We start from the raw sequence: 17,364 nt of genomic DNA on the forward strand, positions 1-17,364 counted from the left end.
TTATGCTCAATCAAAAGCACTTAAATACTTTTATGAAATTGGTTGAAACAGAGCATTTTACACAGACTGCCGAACAGTTATTTATGACCCAACCGGGTGTAACCCAACATATAAAAAAGTTAGAAAAACATTTCGACACCTTGTTATTACAACGCTACGGTAAACGATTTGAATTAACATTAGCGGGTGAAAAACTCTATCAAACGGGATTAAAAATGCGTTTGTTAGAAGAACAGTTAAATGAAGAAATTAATCATGATGACGCCACTCAAGGTATTTGTTCAATGGCCTGCTCTGGTGGATTAGCGAGCTTTTTATATCCTTATTTTGTACAGCAACAAACCTTATATCCGCAGCTTTCCGTATTTGTTGAAGCCGCTCCTAATAAGAACATTATTAATGATTTGCTGAATAATAAAGTTGATTTGGGCATTGTCACGGTTGAAAGCGCACAGGAACAATTAAAACAGACTTTATTAGGTTATGAAGAGTTACAACTGGTGTTACCTACAAGCATTCAAGTGACGGGCAGTGAGTGTTTTGCTGAACTTAATAAAATAGGTTTTATTAACCATCCTGATGGATTACATTTTATAGAAAAGGTTTTTTCTAGTAACTTTAAAGTGGATTATAAAGGGCCTGATAGCTTAAATATTAAAGGTTATGTAAACCAATCGCAGCAAATTTTATTACCAGTCGCAAAAGGGTTAGGTTTCACTATTCTGCCTAAACGTGCAGTTTTACAGTTTACAGAACAACAATCTCTCACTATTTTCCCACTTAAAATAACAGTCCAAGAGCCACTCTATTTAACTCAAAAACGTTATCGTCAGTTGCCTACTCGCTACCATTGGTTTGAAAGCAAAATAAAGCAGTTATTAGCTTAACTCTCAGTGTTATTTAATGCCGCGGTTTGGTTATTGCTTGCCTCTTGAACAGGACTATTTTGTTCTGTTAACTTTTCTGATAATGGCCGTTTAATTGGCACACCTAAGCCTTTTAATTGTTCAGCTTGTTGAATAACATTGCCACGACCAGAACTAAGCTGTTTAAGGGCGCTATGGTAAGTTTTTTGTGCTTTATCTATTTGCGAGCCAACTTCTAAAAAGTTATCGCTAAATAAGCGTAATTTGTCGTATAGCTTGCTTGCTTGTTGAGCAATTAATTGCCCATTTTTTTCTTGTCGTTCAAAACGCCATAAGTTTTCAATTGTGCGTAGAGCAATCATTAAGTTACTTGGACTTGCGAGCAGAATATTATTATCTAAAGCTAGTTGAACCAAACTTGGATCATGTTCTAAAGCGGCAGTAAAAGCAGGCTCAACAGCCACAAAGAGTAAAACATAATCTAACGTATTAGCTCCAATGAGATCTTGGTAATCTTTTTTACCTAACCCCCGTATATGCTGACGAATAGATAAACAATGCGCTTCAATCGCTTGCTTTTGTTGTGTTACATCTTGGCTATTAAAATAACGCTCATAAGCCACTAAAGAAACTTTGGAATCAATAATAATATTGCGTTGCTGTGGTAAATTGACAATCACATCGGGTAAAAATCGCTGCCCATGGCTATCTTTTAAATTAACTTGTGTCGCATACTCATGGCCTTCGCGTAACCCCGAGTTTTCTAAAATTCGCTGTAAAACAACCTCTCCCCAATTACCTTGTTGCTTGTTATCACCTTTTAACGCATTAGTTAAATTTTGGGTTTCTTGATGCATTAAGTTATTGAGGTTAGCTAATTGATCTATTTCTCGTTTTAAATTAAAACGTTCTTTACTTTCATTTATATAACAATCATTTACCTGCTTTTTAAACCCTTCTAACTGAGTTTTTAACGGATCTAACAATTGTTTAATAGATTGCTCGTTTAACTGTTTAAATTGACTCGATTTATCATTAAAAATGCGCTGTGATAGGACTTCAAATTGTTGACTCAGCTTAGCTTCGGTTGCTTGTTGATCTTGTAAACGCTGTTCGCCAGCTTGTAAGCGAACGTCTGATTCTCTAACGCGCGTTGTTAATTTACTGACTTGAGCTTGTAAACTGTCGTTATGTAAGGATAAATCATCTATTTTATGTTGATGTGATTGGTTCTGTTGAGTTTCATGTTGTAGATTTTGTTCTGTTAATTTTAAGGCAAGATGTTGTGCGGCAAGTTGTTTTTTACTGCGAGATAAAGCAAATAAAGTAAAGGTTAATAAGCATAACAATAATAAGCTGACAACAACGGTAATTAAGAGGGTATTGTTAGTGATTAACTCTGTTGGCATTTTTAATGTTCCAGTTTTTTTAATATATTCATGACGATGGGATTGAGTCTGTTCCAACAAAGTAAAAAAGCTAAATAAATAGCAATAATCATCCATTTATGAATGTTTTTACCTTGGTCTAAATCAGCGAAAGTAAAAGGCTGTTCATAACATACATCCATGAATTTTATATAGAGAAACATGATGACTGGCAGGATCAGAACCGTTAATAATTTCCAAAATAATGATAACGTTTGAATGAGCGATTGATTCAACATGTACTTTCCACCAACAATATAAGAACTGTAACTTTAAACAGTAATTATATATAAGTGAATAGTTAACTGTAAAAATATAAGCTTGATGCGTTAATAACGTTAAATTGAAATAATTAACTATATTATTTAGCAGCTTTCATTATTTTAAAGAGTGTATTTGCATGAATATCAATTTATTTGCGTGTTTTTGCTGTTTTTTGCGTGATTTATTGCAACAAATACACTAAAGTGCACATCTATTATTATAAAACTATTATCAAGGAGAATTTTATGTGCGGTATCGTTGGTGCAATTGCGCAAAGAGAAGTATCAGAAATATTATTACAGGGTCTAAAAAAACTAGAATATCGTGGTTATGACTCTGCTGGTATGGCCGTTGTAGATGACAAAAGTAACTGCACTAGAGTTCGTCGTTTAGGTAAAGTGCAAGCTTTAGCCGATGCTGTTGATGAAAATGCAGTTTTAGGTGGTACTGGTATTGCACATACTCGTTGGGCAACTCATGGTGAACCTTCAGAAATAAATGCACACCCTCATGTTTCAAACAGTATCTCTATTGTACATAACGGTATTATTGAAAATCATCAGCCGTTGCGCGAATTATTACAACAACGTGGTTATGTTTTTTATTCTCAAACAGACACAGAAGTTATTGCGCACTTAGTTGCATGGGAATTAAAAAGCGCAGCATCATTAAGAGAAGCAGTACAAAAATCTGTAACTCAATTAGAAGGTGCTTACGGCATGGTTGCAATGGACAGTAACGATCCAAGTCGTTTAGTTGTTGCCCGTTCAGGTAGCCCAATTGTTATTGGTCGTGGTATTGGTGAAAACTTCTTAGCGTCAGACCAACTTGCATTATTAAACGTAACACGTCGTTTTATGTACCTTGAAGAAGGTGACGTTGCTGAAATTACCCGTCGAGATGTGTTTGTTTTTGATCAGAGTGGTAATGCCGTAGAGCGTGAAGTTATCGAATCAAACGTAGAATCAGACGCAGGTAATAAAGGTAAATATCGCCACTTCATGCAGAAAGAAATCTTTGAACAATCAACTGCATTGATCAACACCATGGAAGGCCGTATTTCTCATGATGCAGTGATCACTGAAAGTATTGGTGTGAATGCTGTTGAGATCTTAAATAAAGTAGAACATGTACAAATTATTGCTTGTGGTACTTCTTACAATGCAGGTATGACAGCTCGCTACTGGTTTGAGTCATTAGCAGGTGTGAGTTGTGATGTTGAAATCGCTTCTGAGTTTCGCTACAGAAAATTTGTAACACGTCCTAATAGTTTATTAATTACCTTGTCTCAATCAGGTGAAACTGCTGATACATTAGCTGCATTACGTTTGGCAAAAGAAAGTGGCTACATGGCTGCGATGACAGTATGTAATGTTGCAGGTTCATCATTAGTACGTGAATCAGATTTTGCATTCATGACACGAGCAGGCACTGAAATCGGTGTGGCATCAACAAAAGCATTTACTACGCAATTATTAGCATTATTAATGTTAGTAACTGCAATGGGTAAACAACAAAAACGTATTGATGCAGCGAAAGAAAAAGAGATTGTTGAAGCTATTGTGGCATTACCTGCTCAAATAGAAACTGCATTAACATTTGATAAAGAAATTGCCGCGCTTGCACCTGACTTTGCAGAAAAACATCACACACTATTTTTAGGTCGTGGTGAATTTTACCCAATTGCAATGGAAGCCTCTTTAAAACTAAAAGAGATCTCTTATATTCATGCAGAAGCCTACGCAGCGGGTGAATTAAAACATGGTCCATTAGCATTAGTTGATGCTGATATGCCGGTTGTAGTTGTTGCTCCTGGTAATGAACTGCTAGAGAAATTAAAGTCAAATATTGAAGAAGTACGAGCTCGTGGTGGTTTGTTATATGTATTTGCTGAAAAAGAAGCTGGTTTTAATAATGAAGCAGGTATGAAAGTAGTTAACTTACCAAAAGTAAGTGAAATTACAGCACCTATTTATTACACAGTTCCAATGCAATTATTGTCATATCATGTGGCCCTAATTAAAGGCACTGATGTAGACCAACCACGTAATTTAGCTAAGGCTGTTACAGTGGAATAATCGACCTTCATAAAGTTGATTTAATAAAGCAGAAAAAATACTAAAAACCTCCCATTAACAATGTTTAATGTGAGGTTTTTTTATGCGTTATTGTTTGTCTATTAACCTCTTGATAAAGCTTCAACGGGGTTCAACCTGGCTGCATTACGGGCGGGTAAGAAACCGAATAATACACCAATGGCAGATGAAAATATGAAGGCTGCAATAATCGAGCTGAGCGAGTAAACCATAGTTAAACTACTACCTGTTGACGCGAGTACAATGCCGATTAAGTAAGCCAAACTGACCCCTAAAGCTCCGCCACAAATACAGATCAATACCGCCTCTATTAAAAACTGCTTTAAAATATCAGATTGTCGTGCACCTACTGCCATACGAATACCAATTTCTCGTGTCCGCTCCGTTACTGAAACTAGCATAATGTTCATTACTCCAATGCCTCCAACCACTAATGAAATAAAGGCAATCGCTGAAATAAGCAAGGTCATGGTAGATGATGTTTTTTCGATATTCTCTCTGATGGTATCTGTGTTGATGGTGAAAAAGTCTTCGACACCATGACGCATTTTTATCAGGTTAATTATCGCTTGTTCCGCTGCACTACTTGAAACTTCATCATTCACTCGGACGGTAATATCATTTACATAATTTTGGCTATAAATACGCGCGTTGACTGTGCTGTATGGCAACCAAACATTCAAAGAATCACTGTTACCAAATGCCATTTTTTTCTCTGCGGTGACACCAATAATTCTGACTGGCAATCGTCCAAGAAAAATGACTTTTCCGAGCGCATCACCCTCTGGAAATAAATCCTTTAGTGTATTGTTATCGATAATGGCAACTTGTTCTAAGTCTGTAACACTATCTTCTTCAAACAGTTGTCCTTGAGCTAATTCAAAACCATTAACTCTAAAATAGGCAGAGCCCACACCTTGAACTTCAGCCGTGATAGCTTCGCTAGCATAACGAACGGCAACATTTACTCGCACTGTCGGAGTGACACTATCTACAAATGAAAGATTACTGATCGCTTTGGCATCGTCAGCAGTTAACGTTCTCACTCTTCCTGCTCGTCGGTCGCCAAATCCCGAACCGGGTTTGAGTACAATGGTGTTTGTTCCCATCGATGCCATACTTTCTAATACGGATTGTTGGGAGCCATTACCAATTGCCACCACTGACACTACGGATGCAATGCCAATAATAATACCAAGCATGGTTAAAAATGTTCTTAAACGATGACTTGCCATGGACGTGACAGCCATTTTTAATGTTTCGATAAAACTAAACCAAGCGCTAATGTTCACTTCTGGATTGTTATTGGTTGCTAGCTGTTTTTCTTCTAATGGTTGTGATGTTAGCTGTTGGATGGATGAAGTGTCATTAATGATTTTTCCATCGGCTATTTCAATTATGCGATCGGCTGTTTCGGCAATTTTAGGATCATGTGTCACTAGAATAATCGTGTGACCTTGTTGATGTAACTCTCTGAGTAGTTTCATCATCTCTTTACCGCTTTGGCTATCCAATGCGCCGGTTGGTTCATCTGCTAAGATGATATTGCCGCCATTAATCAGTGCTCTTGCCACACTCACACGTTGTTGTTGACCACCACTGAGTTGGCTAGGTTTGTGATCTAACCTGTCACCTAAGCCAAGTCGCTCCAGTAAGCTTTGTGCTCGAGCTTGGCGGGAACTTTTATTTTCTGCTGAGTAAAGCGCTGGGATTTCAACATTACCAATAGCGGTTAAATCATCAAGTAGGTGATAACGTTGGAAGATAAAACCAAAATAACGACGACGTAAGTGGGCAAGCTGCTCAGGATCCATTGTTGAGATATCTTGACCATTAACTTGATAGCTTCCCTCACTAGGTTGATCTAAGCATCCTAGTATATTCATTAATGTCGATTTACCAGAGCCAGAGGCGCCAATAATCGCTACCATTTCCCCTTTATTAATCGTTAAATCAATATTATCGAGTACAGTTAGCTGTTGATCTCCTGCTGGAAAGTGACGGCTTAAATGAGTAACTTGTAATAGTATCTCTTTCATTACGGACGTCCTCTTCCTTCTCTAGACTTACCACCTAACTCTAATCCAGAACGGTTATTCGCTTTATTTAAATTGGCTTGTCCAAGAATAATTTGCTCGCCTTTTTCTAAGCCGCTGAGTACTTCTGCTTGCACTTTATTGTTGATGCCAATCTTAACCTTGCGTCTTTCCACCTGATTATTAACTAAAACGGAAACTCGATATTGGCCATCTTTTGGTGATTTATGCGTTAATACTTGTGATGGAATTAATAATGCATCGTCTGCTGAATCTAAAATAATAGAAACTTGTGCTGTCATGCCAATACGTAATAAATGCTGACTATTTTCTACATCAAATAATGCGTTGTAATAAATCGCGTCATTATCCCCAATTGCCAACTGGCTATCATCACCAGTGAGTAATGTTGGACCGGGTTCGATGGAACGAAGTGTGCCAGTGAACTTATGGTTAGGTGCGCCTAAAATTGAGAAATAGACATTTTGCCCTGCGGCTACATTGATGATATCTGCTTCTGAAATTTGCGCTTTTACTGTCATCACATCAAGTTGTGCAACTTCGACAATAGAAGGGGTTGATTGGTTAGTGTTAACTGTTTGTCCTTCCTCTACTGAGACATAAATAACTGTGCCATCAATGGGGGAATTTATCGTGGTATAACCTAGATCTAATTCAGCATTGTTAACGCTAATTAATGCTTTTTCTTTTTCAGCAACGAGTTGTTCAAGCTCTGCTTGGTAAACTAATAGTTGTGCTTCAGCGATATCATAATCAGATTGAGAGCTTAACTTTTGCGCTAATATACGTTTTTGACGCTCAAATGATAATGTTGATTCGTGGATCTGAGCTTGTTTGGCTCGGTATTGCGCATTAATGTTATTAAGTGAGGCTTGTGCTTCTTTAAGTACGTTTTTTTGCGCTAGGTTATCTATTTGTGCAATTAACTCACCCTCTTTGATTGTATCACCAACATCGACTGCAATATTTTGTAATTGGCCTGATACTTGGGCCCCTACATTAACCATTTTATAAGGGTATAAAACGCCATTGGTTAATACTGCATTTTCAATATAACCACTGACAACAGGTTGAGTTGAATATACAAGTTCTGACTTTGAACTTTGCAGGTAGAAATACAAAGAGGCGCCTACTATTAATAAGAGGCCAAGAGTAATGCTTAATTTGAGTTTTAAGTTTTTCATTGCAACGTGCTTTCCTGAGTTATCTAACTGTTTCCAATGTAACTAGCAAATGTGTAGAAAGTTTGAAGAAAATAAAAAAGTACAATATTTTGATTTTTTAAGTGCGAGTTAAAATAGGGGGACTAAATTTTGACTAAAACGAGCGCAATGACGGCTCGTATACAGAATAAACTAGTTTTAAAATAAATTTAGCGTAGGTTAAGGATGAACACTTTACGGTTGCTTGTGTGATAAAGGTAAAAAATATGTTTGCAAAAATAAAAGAATTTATTAATCCGAGTAAAAACCCTGATCTTACTCAAGCACATGAATTACAACGTAAACATTTACCCACTTTATGGCTGTTAGGTAAAACGGGGGCTGGTAAATCATCATTTATTCAAGCGTTAACTGGACTATCTTCTATTGAAGTCGGTAATGGTTTTGAACCATGTACCATGACGGCTTGTGTTTACGACTTTCCACAAGATAAAGCCGTGATGCGTTTTTTAGACACAAGAGGATTAGGGGAAGCAGATTATGATGCAACGGAAGATATTGCAGTCATAGGTGAGTCAGGTAATGCAGTCATAGTGGTGATGAAAGCTGATGAACCTGAGCAAAGTGCAGTGTTAGCAGCATTAAAACAGGTAAAAAAAGAGAAACAGATTAAACATTTATTATTGATCCATACCGCTGCTTTACTTTGTGATGAAAGCGAACGAGAGCGTCAAATCATTTTTAATGAACAGCAAGTTAAAAATGTGTGGAACACAGACTTTAGTGCCGTTAGTGTTGATTTTGAGAGCCAAGATGGTGCTATTTATAATGAAGATTTATTGATTTCTGAGTTAACAAAAATATTGCCATTATTAGGTTTGATCCTTGAAAAGAAAGATCATTCTACCGTTGAAAGTAATAACTTTGATAAAGTTAAAAAAGAAGTGCTTTGGTATGCAAGCAGTGCTGCAGCAAGTGACTTGATCCCGGCTGTTGGGTTAGTTTCAGTACCTGCGATTCAAGCAACTATGTTAAGAGCATTAGCAAAACAATATAATGTTGAGTGGAATAAAAGAACCTTTAGTGAATTAATTGGTACATTAGGTAGTAGTTTTGCATTGCAATATTCAGCCAAACTAGGGGCGCGTGAATTAGTTAAATTAATCCCTATCTATGGACAAACTGTTGGGGCTGTTGGAGCGGCAGTGGTTAGTTTTGGCACAAGTTATGGGCTAGGGCGTGTTGCTTGTTATTACTTTTATCATAAAAGTAAAGGCGAAGTTGTTTCTAATGAAACCATGCAAACCTTATATAAAAACTCATTTAAAAAAGGTAAAGCGGCTGCAAGTTATGAATAAAATTAAAAATCTCTTTTTATTGTTATTTGAATTGTCTGGCGGGCTTTGGGGTATTATTGTTATTTCTGTTATTTTTCCTGCTTTGGTGATGATGGGATTTGGCATCTTTCTGGCGGTTAAATATGGTTATATTCTTGAGCTGTCTATTGTTAGTGCCGTTAGTATTCTTATCGTTGCCACTCCATTCTTTTTATTTAGCCGCACTGTTAAACATAAACAAACTAAAAAACTAATAGACCAGAGTGAGGCTGTTGACTCTGAGTTTGTTAAAGCATCAAATGATTGGTCAAATAATGAAATACTTATTTGGCAGAAAGCAAAGCAGCATTCTAGACAGTTAATGGTCGATCAGAATGAGTGGCGATCACTTTATGATATTGCTTTGAGTATTATGGTGCTGGTGGCACAAGAGTTTGAGAAAAAAGCATTAGATTTTACTATTCCTGAAGGTTTACAACTATTTGAAGAAGTAAGTCATCGTTATCGTCAATTATTAAAAAAATACGGTATTGCGAGTGAAAAATTAAAAATTTCACATTTAAAAGCGGGTTATGAGGCTTATGGAAAATATGGTGATGTAGGAAGCAAAGCTATCAAGGTGGCCTTTTGGGCGAATCATGCAAAAAACTTATTTATTAACCCTTCCAAAGTTGCCATTGATTTATTTAGTCAAAAATCAACATCGAGTATGAGCAAAGGTTTTGTGGAAGATATGCAACTTAAAGCCAAACAAGCTTTATTAGATGAAGTGGCTTCAGTCGCCATTGATTTATATAGTGGTCGCTTTAGTTTTGATGATGATGACGTGAGTGCTTCTAGTATTTCAGAGAAAGATCAGCAAAGAATGGCAACGCAATTAGAGCCGATACGAATTGTACTTGTTGGCCAAACAAGTGCTGGAAAGTCATCCATTATCAATATGTTAGAAAAGGAATTAGTTGCAGAGGTTGATGTTTTACCTTCTACCGATAATACAACGGTTTATAGTGTTTTGTTAGACGAAGCTGAAGTACATATTGTGGATCTGCAGGGGTTAGATGGTACTGAAAAAACAGAAAGTCAGATGCTGCTAGAAATGACACAGGCAGACTTAATTCTCTGGGTATTAAAAGCTGATCAACCTGCTCGTGAATTAGATAAAGCATTAAAAGCTAAGTTTGATGCTTATTATGCCAATACTGATAATATATCACGTAAAAAACCTGCTGTAATTGGTGTCGTGAATCAGGTCGACCGTTTAAAGCCGATTGCAGATTGGCAGCCTCCTTATAATTTAGAGGAACCTCAAACGGCAAAAGAGAAAATGATTTGTCAGGCACTTGATTATAACCAACAACTATTATCGCCTGATGCTATTTTAGCGTTATCTATTGCAACGGATCAGAAAACCTTTGGTGTTGAATTATTTAAACAAATAGTGCATCAAGAAATCATCCATGCAAGTAATGTACAAAGAAATAGACAGCGCATGGAGACTATTAAAAAAGGGCATGGTTTTAAAAAGCAATTCAAGCGAGCACTTAATGCAAGCAAAAAAATGTCTCCTCGAATTTTAAAATCAGGGGCTTCTAAGGTAAATAAGGTTGTGATTAAAAAGGTGATTAAGTAGTCTGCATATAATATTTATTTACAATAAATCGAACTGCTTTTTAATCGCAAAATTTAGATAACGTATTTAATGTAATTGCTATAAGAAGTCTCTAACTTATTAAAGAGAGTCATTTATGATCAAAGGTTGTATACAGGTTTTTATTGGTGTCCTGTTATGGGGAGTCACTATTTCTGTTGGTTTTACATGGATTGCCTTTTGTTTTGGTACTGTGATTATCGGTATTTTACTGTTGTTTTTTGCTCCGCATATCTTACTTTTCCCGCCGACATTTATATCTGTTTTTGCGAATGGATTTTTATTATTAGGCCTTAATAATATTAAACGTAGCACTGGCTATGGCAAAGTTATTGACTCAGAAGTGGAATGGGTGAAAATACGAGATAAACCGTTAGAATCTGCTCAAATTGATGATAATAAAGAAAAATAAAGCTTTAATAGAAATATATGACGAGGAATAAGATGTCAAATTTACGCCCTAATATTGGTTTAACTATTGTTGAAGATGCTGCAAAAACAAATGCCTTAATTGCTTATGGTTTAATGATCCTTGGCATGTTTACAGGCATCTTTTGGTTAATTGGTGTTGTGTGGGCAATGGTTAAAAGAGATGAAGCCAGAGAGACTATTTTTGCAGATCATTATGCAAACATTATGACGACTTTTTGGTGGAGTTTAGGACTTTCTATCATTGGATTTATATTGGCTTTTTTTGTTGTGGGTTATTTTTTGTTATTCGCAGTATGGATTTGGTCGACATTTAGAATTATCAAAGGACTCGCGAAAATTACTTCTAATAAACCTTATCATTCTTAATTTATTTTAATCAGGACTAACATGGCATTATCGAAAAAACAAAAAGGTGTCATCACAGGCATGCTATCAGCAATGTTGATTAGTGTTGTTATTATTTTGTTTGCGGTGTTATTTGATCCATTAAATTATTCGAACATTAGTCAAGTATCAGATAGGTTAAATATTTTAGCGGGATCTCTGATATTGCCAACATTATTTCTCATCTTCTGTATTGCAAGATTAGCTAAATTTCGTTTTTTTAGTCCTGAAGATATTGATGGTAGTGGTTTAACTTATGGCTCTGGGCATGCAAGGTTATTGCAGAGTTTATTGCAGAATACCTTAGAGCAGTTGGTTATTGCTTTTGGCGCTTATACGATATGGTGCTTGCTCATGCCTAGTGCATGGTTATCTGCTGTTCCTTTATGTTCTCTTCTGTTTGCTATCGGTCGAGTATTTTTCTTTAAAGGTTACCACTTAGGTGCTCCCGGGCGAGCGCTAGGTTTTGCTCTTACTTTTTATTCTACTGTTATGTTGTTAGTTGTATTATTAGGTTATCAATTAATGGTGGCTATAAGTTATTGATCTTCAATCTGGTTAATACATTGTTGAATACTTACCCCCTTGAGAAAACATTGTTTAATTTGTTGTTCTTGCGCTTGCGTTAATACAAAGGGTGTTTGTTGTTTGGTGGTTGCAAGGTGGCGAATAATACGACGACGATATATTGCTAAACGATTATATTGAAAAATCAGACCTGAAATCGCAAATACCATCACACCACAAATAATATAAAAAATTAACATCATCTTCTCCTTTAACTATTTATGTATTAAGTATAGTGTCTCACATTCAAAACTTATTCCAAGGATGAAATATGCCACTTGCTAGTGTGTTACGGTTAGTCTTGTTGGCGTCCATTTGGGGTGGCTCATTTTTATTTATGCGTTTGACCGCAAATAGTTTAGGCCCAGCTTTTTTAATTGAAGGAAGAGTTTTAGCTGCCGCATTATGTTTGTTATTGATCAGTCTTTATCTACGTCGAAAGTTACAATTTATATCTCATCTTAAACACTTTTTTATCATAGGTGCTTTTAATACGGCATTACCCTTTTTGTTATTTGCTTATGCAGCGCAAACATTAAATGCGTCAACATTGGCTATTCTTAATTCTACAGCTCCTTTATTTGGCGCTGTCATTGCTAGTTTGTGGCAAAAAGAACGTTTAAAATTAAAAGCGGGTGCGGGTCTATTAGTGGGAATGCTAGGTGTTTCAGTGTTAGTTGGACAACAAGCTTTGTCCTTAGGTGAGCAAGGTTTATGGGCTATTTTTGCATGTTTAGGCGCAGCTGCTATGTATGGATTTTCTGCTAATTATACGAAAGTGGCACCGGTGATAGCTCCCTTTGAAAATGCACATGGCAGCATGTGGGCTGCGGTGATTATTGTCTTACCTTTTATTACTTTTATACCTATTCGTGATCCTGTGACCTTACCAATTAGTTTATCTGTATTAGCATTAGGGGTTATTTGTACGGGCATTGCGTATTTATTGTATTTCAGACTGGTAAAGGATGATGGTCCTGCATCGGCATTGTCTGTTACTTTCTTAGTACCATTATTTGGCATTTTATGGGGAAGGTTATTCTTAGGGGAAGAAATTGGTTTGAATACGTTAGTAGGTGCCTTATTAGTCATAACAGGCACCATTTTAGTGACAGGCTTCTCCATCAAAAAAGCCTTATTTAAAGCAAGTTAACCTTATTTAGTTAGCTTGCTTTAATACTAAAATTCTTTGAATGTTACTTGGTATTTACCAAGACCTTCATATTCAATTTCTGTTGCTTGAGCTACAACTTCAATTGCACCAGCATAAGAACCAGTAATGATAGTTTGGCCTTTTTTGAAGCTTACACCTCTTTCACGCATGAAGTTAATTAACCAGTAAACAGGTGTGTGTGCAGATAGGTTAGGGTGTTTACCATCGTAACTTTCACCATTGATTGATAGCTTAATTGTCGCTGCATCGTATGCTTGTGCTTTAGTGATTTCAGGACCGACAAAGATACCTTGGTTTAATAAACAATCAGCTAATTTATCAAAGAAAGTTAAGTCATCATTTGGAGCGTAACGACGTTGCAATAACTCTAGTGCCATGTGCGTAGAAGCGATTGCATTATCAATTTCTTCATTTGTGTATGCATCTTCACGAGCAGGTAAGTCAGCACCTAATACAAATGCAATTTCAGGCTCGATTAATGTTTTACCAGCTTCAGTTGATTTAACTAAACATTCTGCACCTTGTTGTACAGTACCTTCTAAAACAGGACCCACAACCATTTGCTCTGGGTTTAATGGTACTAAACATTTCCAACCAGCGATTGATTTACCGCTTGCTTCAACTGTTGCAACTTGGATTGCAAGTGCATCATCTAGGTTAGCAGGACGACAATCAGCAGGTAACGCATCACCTCTATGGTTATCTTCACGACGAGTTAAGAATTCTTGCGCGGCTTTTAAACATGCTTCTTTGTTTAATGTTTGTGTAGTTTTTTCAGTCATTTTTGTTCTCTTTTAAATAAAGGCTACAGCCATGGTCGGGATAATAAAATCTGCGATAATATTACTCTTAAAATGAGTAAAAAGTTAGTGCTGTTTTATTTTACACTTTCATCTGCTTGTAAAGTTGTGCTGAATACACTCGACATTAAAGGTAATGCTTTTATAATCACTTTTTAACTTTGCTAAAATGGATTTTAACTTGTTAAGTACCTCGCCTTTCTTTCGTCTGCGATTTTGGTTTCTCTTATGCGGATTCACAACGTCGCCTGTCGTGGCAGACTCATTAGATTTATATTCAATCAATACGGGTTCGTTTATTTTCCATGCAGTCCCTCTTAATCCAGATTCAAATCAGTATTTTGATAATTGGTTATTTTCGGTTGAACGTAAATTTAGTGCCGACTCCGATTACAGCTTATTTACAGGCACCTTTTTAAATAGCCAAGGAAATCGTTGTGCACTACTTGGTGTACGTAAAGATTGGTATCAATTTACTGATAAATTAGTGCTTAAAGGTGTTTACGCTTACGCAGGAGAGTTTTTTATTGATGCTTTTGAAAACTGTGGTGACGATGGTTTTTATGGAAAGATGAAAGATAAAACAGGGGTTGGTTTTGCTCCTTATATTTACACTGCTGCACAATACAATTTTACTGATTATTTTGGGTTAGAAGGTGGATTAATGTTGCCGGGTATTTTGGTTATGAGTATGCAGTGGAGCTTTTAATGACCACCGCAGGACTTGTATAAATATTCTGATAAAGCCATATCAGCAATCAACAATATGGCTTATTGATTTTTATTGAGGCTGTAATGTGATTGCAGATAAATCTGCTTCAGCCAGTAATAATCCAGCCCTAAAACCAATTTTAACTTTGCTGTTGGGGAATAGAATATAAGCTTCCTCCTTTTCAGCCAAATACTCTACGTCATGATCCGATGCAATTACAGAGCCTGTTTTAAAGGCACTAAAGTTTTCTAAATCATCTGAAAAATGTAATTTAAAGTGCTCGCTTCGTTTTGTCATCACTTGTGTTACTTTATATACAGATAATGTGGAATCTGTATTTTCAGTGTATTGCTGTTTGGTGATCAAGTTGATTAAACCACTTTGAATATTTACAAACTCTTGCAAATTATTCTCACCAAAAGGTTTAGCTTTCCCCAGTTCTAAAGTACAACTTTCCGCTGCAAACTCATTACTAGTGAAATAACTGAAAGTAGCGGCGGGTGCGTGGTTAACTACTAATGCTTGTAGTTTGATGCTTTGTAACCAAGCTATCATGTCATGGTTATATTGCCCTGATTTAACAAAAGGTAATAGACCAAAGGTTTTATGTAATGACGGTTTAATCGCTGTATGTAGATCAAAATGTAACTTAGATTGAGTTGGTTTTTTATTATAAAAATCTGCCACAACTTGTTGTAATGTGGCTGCTCGTCGTGTTTCTACATTACTGTCATAACAAGAAAAATGCCCACTGAATAAGCGGTTCATATCAATATCTAAATAGCGTTTACCTTGGCGCATTGCTTCCAAGTTACCTAAAATAATCATTAAACGTACTTTCAGGGTATGTCTGTCCATTAAAATATCGTTTACTAAGGTCGCAATAATTTCTACGGGAGCTGTTTCATTACCATGAATAGCGGCAGAGATAAGTACACTTTTAGTATTCTTTGAGTGGGGCTCAAAGATGATCACCCCAGGTTCAGGGCGAAACCAAGAAGCGGTTTCGGTATGTCCTGAGTAACTTGATATTTTATCACCCGCGAGGGTTTCTGCTAAAAAATCGAACATGTTAACCTCAGACTTGCTGAAATGAATAAATAGAACCTAAGTTCATAATTTTTGTTAATTCATCAAGTGCAATGCGATTTTCTAACAAGAGTTGTGGATCGGCTAAATCAGCTTCAACTAAACGATCTCGATAATGTTTATTCACCCAATGTTGTAGTGACTGATATAAAGTTTCATTCATTAGCGATTGTTGGTTGGTTGCTTTTAGTTCATGCTCGTTAAGTACAACACGTAGACGTAAACATGCAGGGCCGCCACCATTTGCCATACTTTCTCGTAGGTCAAAAACGCGCACTTCATCTATTGGATTATTACCTTGGATCAACTCTTGTAAATAAGTCCAAACGCGTGGATTACTGCGTGATTCTTCTGGCACTATAATTAACATTTTACCGTTAGTTTTAGTTAATAATTGGCTATTAAATAAGTAGGTTGTCACGGCATCATTAACACTTACTTTATTGCTTGGTACTTCAATAGGCATAAATTGACTGCCTAGTTTCTGTAGCTTTTGTTGTATTTCAGTAAATGCACTTTGTTGGTTTAAAAATGCTTCTTGGTGATGGAATAAAACATTGCCATTGCTTACTGAAATTACGTCATTATGAAAAACACCTTGATCAATAACACTTGGGTTTTGTTGTATAAAAACGGTTTTTTCTTGATCAAGTTGATGTAAACGCGCAATAGCTTCACTTGCTTCTCGAGTTTGTCTCGCCGGGTATTGTTGCGGCTCTACCGTTCCGCCATAAACTTGTTTTCCGTAAACAAATACTTCAACCCCGGATTGTCCATAGTCTGCACATAAACGGTTATGGTTTGCCGCCCCTTCATCGCCCATAATACTTTGTTGTGGTAGAGCTTGATGGTGTGAAAAGTATTGTTTATCAGCAAAAATGCTTTTAAGTACATTACTTGTTGTTTGCTCTTCAATCGCTCGGTGAAATTTATTATTAAGATTAGAAACGGTAAAATGCACCTTGCCATCAGCACTGTCTGCTGAAGGTGATACGGTTGCTGCATTAGCAACCCACATCGAAGAAGCAGAACTTACTGTGGTTAATAAATGTGGTGCTTTTTTTGCTGCTTGTGTCAGTACATTTGTATCATCACCACTAAACCCCAGTTGTCTTAATGTATCAATACAAGGTCTTTCCTGTGGTGGTATAACACCTTGCTGAAAACCCATATCAGCAAGTGTTTTCATTTTTTCTAAACCTTGTAACGCAGCAAGTTTAGGGTTAGCAGCTGTATTTTTGTTTGATGTTGATGCAACATTACCAAATGAAAGACCAGCATAATTGTGAGTTAATCCCACTAGCCCATCAAAATTTACTTCATATGCAGACATATTCATTTCCTGTAC

The 17,364-nt window shown here is 36.5% G+C and carries 16 protein-coding genes; 9 read left to right on the top strand and 7 right to left on the bottom strand.

The annotated features are described in order from the left end of the window. The first annotated feature begins 2 nt into the window (after positions 1–2). Positions 3–887 carry a LysR family transcriptional regulator gene (locus tag E2R68_RS09655; RefSeq protein ID WP_134277495.1) on the top strand — a complete coding sequence of 295 codons (885 nt, stop codon included), beginning with the start codon at positions 3–5 and terminating at the stop codon, positions 885–887. On the opposite strand, the gene rmuC is transcribed toward E2R68_RS09655, so the two are convergent. After that, complete coding sequence (gene rmuC, locus E2R68_RS09660) at positions 884–2,371, bottom strand: DNA recombination protein RmuC (protein WP_243834641.1); 1,488 nt, start codon at positions 2,369–2,371, stop codon at positions 884–886. The genes E2R68_RS09655 and rmuC overlap by 4 nt on opposite strands. 431 nt (positions 2,372–2,802) lie before the next feature. Here rmuC and glmS point away from each other — a divergent pair, with 431 nt between their 5' ends. Further along, positions 2,803–4,635 carry a glutamine--fructose-6-phosphate transaminase (isomerizing) gene (gene glmS / locus E2R68_RS09670; protein ID WP_134277498.1) on the top strand — a complete coding sequence of 611 codons (1,833 nt, stop codon included), beginning with the start codon at positions 2,803–2,805 and terminating at the stop codon, positions 4,633–4,635. A 101-nt stretch (positions 4,636–4,736) separates the two neighbouring features. Here the strand turns inward: glmS and E2R68_RS09675 are convergent, their stop codons facing one another. Together E2R68_RS09675 and E2R68_RS09680 are read right to left on the bottom strand one after the other, a co-directional pair. Next, on the bottom strand, positions 4,737–6,692 hold the full coding sequence (locus E2R68_RS09675) for a MacB family efflux pump subunit (RefSeq protein WP_134277499.1): 1,956 nt from the start codon (positions 6,690–6,692) through the stop codon (positions 4,737–4,739). Then, positions 6,692–7,894 carry an efflux RND transporter periplasmic adaptor subunit gene (locus E2R68_RS09680; RefSeq protein WP_134277500.1) on the bottom strand — a complete coding sequence of 401 codons (1,203 nt, stop codon included), beginning with the start codon at positions 7,892–7,894 and terminating at the stop codon, positions 6,692–6,694. Before E2R68_RS09680 ends, E2R68_RS09675 begins: the two co-directional genes overlap by 1 nt. A gap of 245 nt (positions 7,895–8,139) precedes the next feature. On the opposite strand from E2R68_RS09680, the gene E2R68_RS09685 reads away from it, so the two are divergent. The 5 genes from E2R68_RS09685 to E2R68_RS09705 all read left to right on the top strand — a co-directional run bounded on the left by E2R68_RS09685 (position 8,140) and on the right by E2R68_RS09705 (position 12,220). Next, a complete protein-coding gene (locus E2R68_RS09685) occupies positions 8,140–9,231 on the top strand; it encodes a YcjF family protein (protein ID WP_134277501.1) in 1,092 nt (363 codons plus the stop codon). Then, entirely contained in the window at positions 9,224–10,840 is a 1,617-nt protein-coding gene (locus tag E2R68_RS09690; RefSeq protein ID WP_134277502.1) for a GTPase, read from the top strand. The genes E2R68_RS09685 and E2R68_RS09690 overlap by 8 nt, the downstream gene beginning before the upstream one ends. A 115-nt stretch (positions 10,841–10,955) precedes the next feature. Next, the gene (locus tag E2R68_RS09695; RefSeq protein WP_134277503.1) at positions 10,956–11,270 is read left to right on the top strand and encodes a hypothetical protein; all 315 of its coding nucleotides are present in this window, start codon (positions 10,956–10,958) and stop codon (positions 11,268–11,270) included. Positions 11,271–11,302: 32 nt separating this feature from the next. Further along, positions 11,303–11,656, top strand: a complete 354-nt coding sequence (locus tag E2R68_RS09700) for a DUF4870 family protein (protein WP_134277504.1) — start codon at positions 11,303–11,305, stop codon at positions 11,654–11,656. Positions 11,657–11,677: 21 nt separating this feature from the next. Continuing rightward, on the top strand, positions 11,678–12,220 hold the full coding sequence (locus tag E2R68_RS09705) for an MAPEG family protein (protein WP_134277505.1): 543 nt from the start codon (positions 11,678–11,680) through the stop codon (positions 12,218–12,220). On the opposite strand, the gene E2R68_RS09710 is transcribed toward E2R68_RS09705, so the two are convergent. Next, the gene (locus E2R68_RS09710; protein ID WP_134277506.1) at positions 12,214–12,441 is read right to left on the bottom strand and encodes a hypothetical protein; all 228 of its coding nucleotides are present in this window, start codon (positions 12,439–12,441) and stop codon (positions 12,214–12,216) included. The genes E2R68_RS09705 and E2R68_RS09710 overlap by 7 nt on opposite strands. Positions 12,442–12,512: 71 nt before the next feature. Here E2R68_RS09710 and E2R68_RS09715 point away from each other — a divergent pair, with 71 nt between their 5' ends. After that, complete coding sequence (locus E2R68_RS09715; protein WP_134277507.1) at positions 12,513–13,394, top strand: DMT family transporter; 882 nt, start codon at positions 12,513–12,515, stop codon at positions 13,392–13,394. A gap of 26 nt (positions 13,395–13,420) precedes the next feature. Here the strand turns inward: E2R68_RS09715 and E2R68_RS09720 are convergent, their stop codons facing one another. Then, the gene (locus tag E2R68_RS09720) at positions 13,421–14,197 is read right to left on the bottom strand and encodes a hydratase (RefSeq protein ID WP_134277508.1); all 777 of its coding nucleotides are present in this window, start codon (positions 14,195–14,197) and stop codon (positions 13,421–13,423) included. 271 nt (positions 14,198–14,468) lie between these two features. Between E2R68_RS09720 and E2R68_RS09725 the strand changes: the two genes are divergently transcribed. Then, positions 14,469–14,924, top strand: a complete 456-nt coding sequence (locus E2R68_RS09725; RefSeq protein WP_208380195.1) for a hypothetical protein — start codon at positions 14,469–14,471, stop codon at positions 14,922–14,924. A gap of 72 nt (positions 14,925–14,996) precedes the next feature. Here E2R68_RS09725 and astE read toward each other — a convergent pair whose 3' ends face one another. Together astE and astB are read right to left on the bottom strand one after the other, a co-directional pair. Beyond that, positions 14,997–15,998: a succinylglutamate desuccinylase gene (gene astE, locus E2R68_RS09730; RefSeq protein WP_134277509.1), complete on the bottom strand. Its 1,002-nt coding sequence runs from the start codon at positions 15,996–15,998 to the stop codon at positions 14,997–14,999. 7 nt (positions 15,999–16,005) lie between these two features. Beyond that, entirely contained in the window at positions 16,006–17,349 is a 1,344-nt protein-coding gene (gene astB / locus E2R68_RS09735; RefSeq protein ID WP_134277510.1) for an N-succinylarginine dihydrolase, read from the bottom strand. Positions 17,350–17,364: the final 15 nt, after the last annotated feature.

This window comes from Psychromonas algarum (genome assembly GCF_004376845.1).
In the GTDB taxonomy this organism is placed as follows: Bacteria; Pseudomonadota; Gammaproteobacteria; order Enterobacterales; family Psychromonadaceae; genus Psychromonas.

What these genes read in the sequence shown, in the direction of transcription:
- E2R68_RS09655 (WP_134277495.1), top strand. Translation starts at nt 3, where the DNA reads ATGCTCAATCAAAAGCACTTAAATACTTTTATGAAATTGGTTGAAACA.
- rmuC (WP_243834641.1), bottom strand. Translation starts at nt 2,371, where the DNA reads ATGGATGATTATTGCTATTTATTTAGCTTTTTTACTTTGTTGGAACAG.
- glmS (WP_134277498.1), top strand. Translation starts at nt 2,803, where the DNA reads ATGTGCGGTATCGTTGGTGCAATTGCGCAAAGAGAAGTATCAGAAATA.
- E2R68_RS09675 (WP_134277499.1), bottom strand. Translation starts at nt 6,692, where the DNA reads ATGAAAGAGATACTATTACAAGTTACTCATTTAAGCCGTCACTTTCCA.
- E2R68_RS09680 (WP_134277500.1), bottom strand. Translation starts at nt 7,894, where the DNA reads ATGAAAAACTTAAAACTCAAATTAAGCATTACTCTTGGCCTCTTATTA.
- E2R68_RS09685 (WP_134277501.1), top strand. Translation starts at nt 8,140, where the DNA reads ATGTTTGCAAAAATAAAAGAATTTATTAATCCGAGTAAAAACCCTGAT.
- E2R68_RS09690 (WP_134277502.1), top strand. Translation starts at nt 9,224, where the DNA reads ATGAATAAAATTAAAAATCTCTTTTTATTGTTATTTGAATTGTCTGGC.
- E2R68_RS09695 (WP_134277503.1), top strand. Translation starts at nt 10,956, where the DNA reads ATGATCAAAGGTTGTATACAGGTTTTTATTGGTGTCCTGTTATGGGGA.
- E2R68_RS09700 (WP_134277504.1), top strand. Translation starts at nt 11,303, where the DNA reads ATGTCAAATTTACGCCCTAATATTGGTTTAACTATTGTTGAAGATGCT.
- E2R68_RS09705 (WP_134277505.1), top strand. Translation starts at nt 11,678, where the DNA reads ATGGCATTATCGAAAAAACAAAAAGGTGTCATCACAGGCATGCTATCA.
- E2R68_RS09710 (WP_134277506.1), bottom strand. Translation starts at nt 12,441, where the DNA reads ATGTTAATTTTTTATATTATTTGTGGTGTGATGGTATTTGCGATTTCA.
- E2R68_RS09715 (WP_134277507.1), top strand. Translation starts at nt 12,513, where the DNA reads ATGCCACTTGCTAGTGTGTTACGGTTAGTCTTGTTGGCGTCCATTTGG.
- E2R68_RS09720 (WP_134277508.1), bottom strand. Translation starts at nt 14,197, where the DNA reads ATGACTGAAAAAACTACACAAACATTAAACAAAGAAGCATGTTTAAAA.
- astE (WP_134277509.1), bottom strand. Translation starts at nt 15,998, where the DNA reads ATGTTCGATTTTTTAGCAGAAACCCTCGCGGGTGATAAAATATCAAGT.
- astB (WP_134277510.1), bottom strand. Translation starts at nt 17,349, where the DNA reads ATGTCTGCATATGAAGTAAATTTTGATGGGCTAGTGGGATTAACTCAC.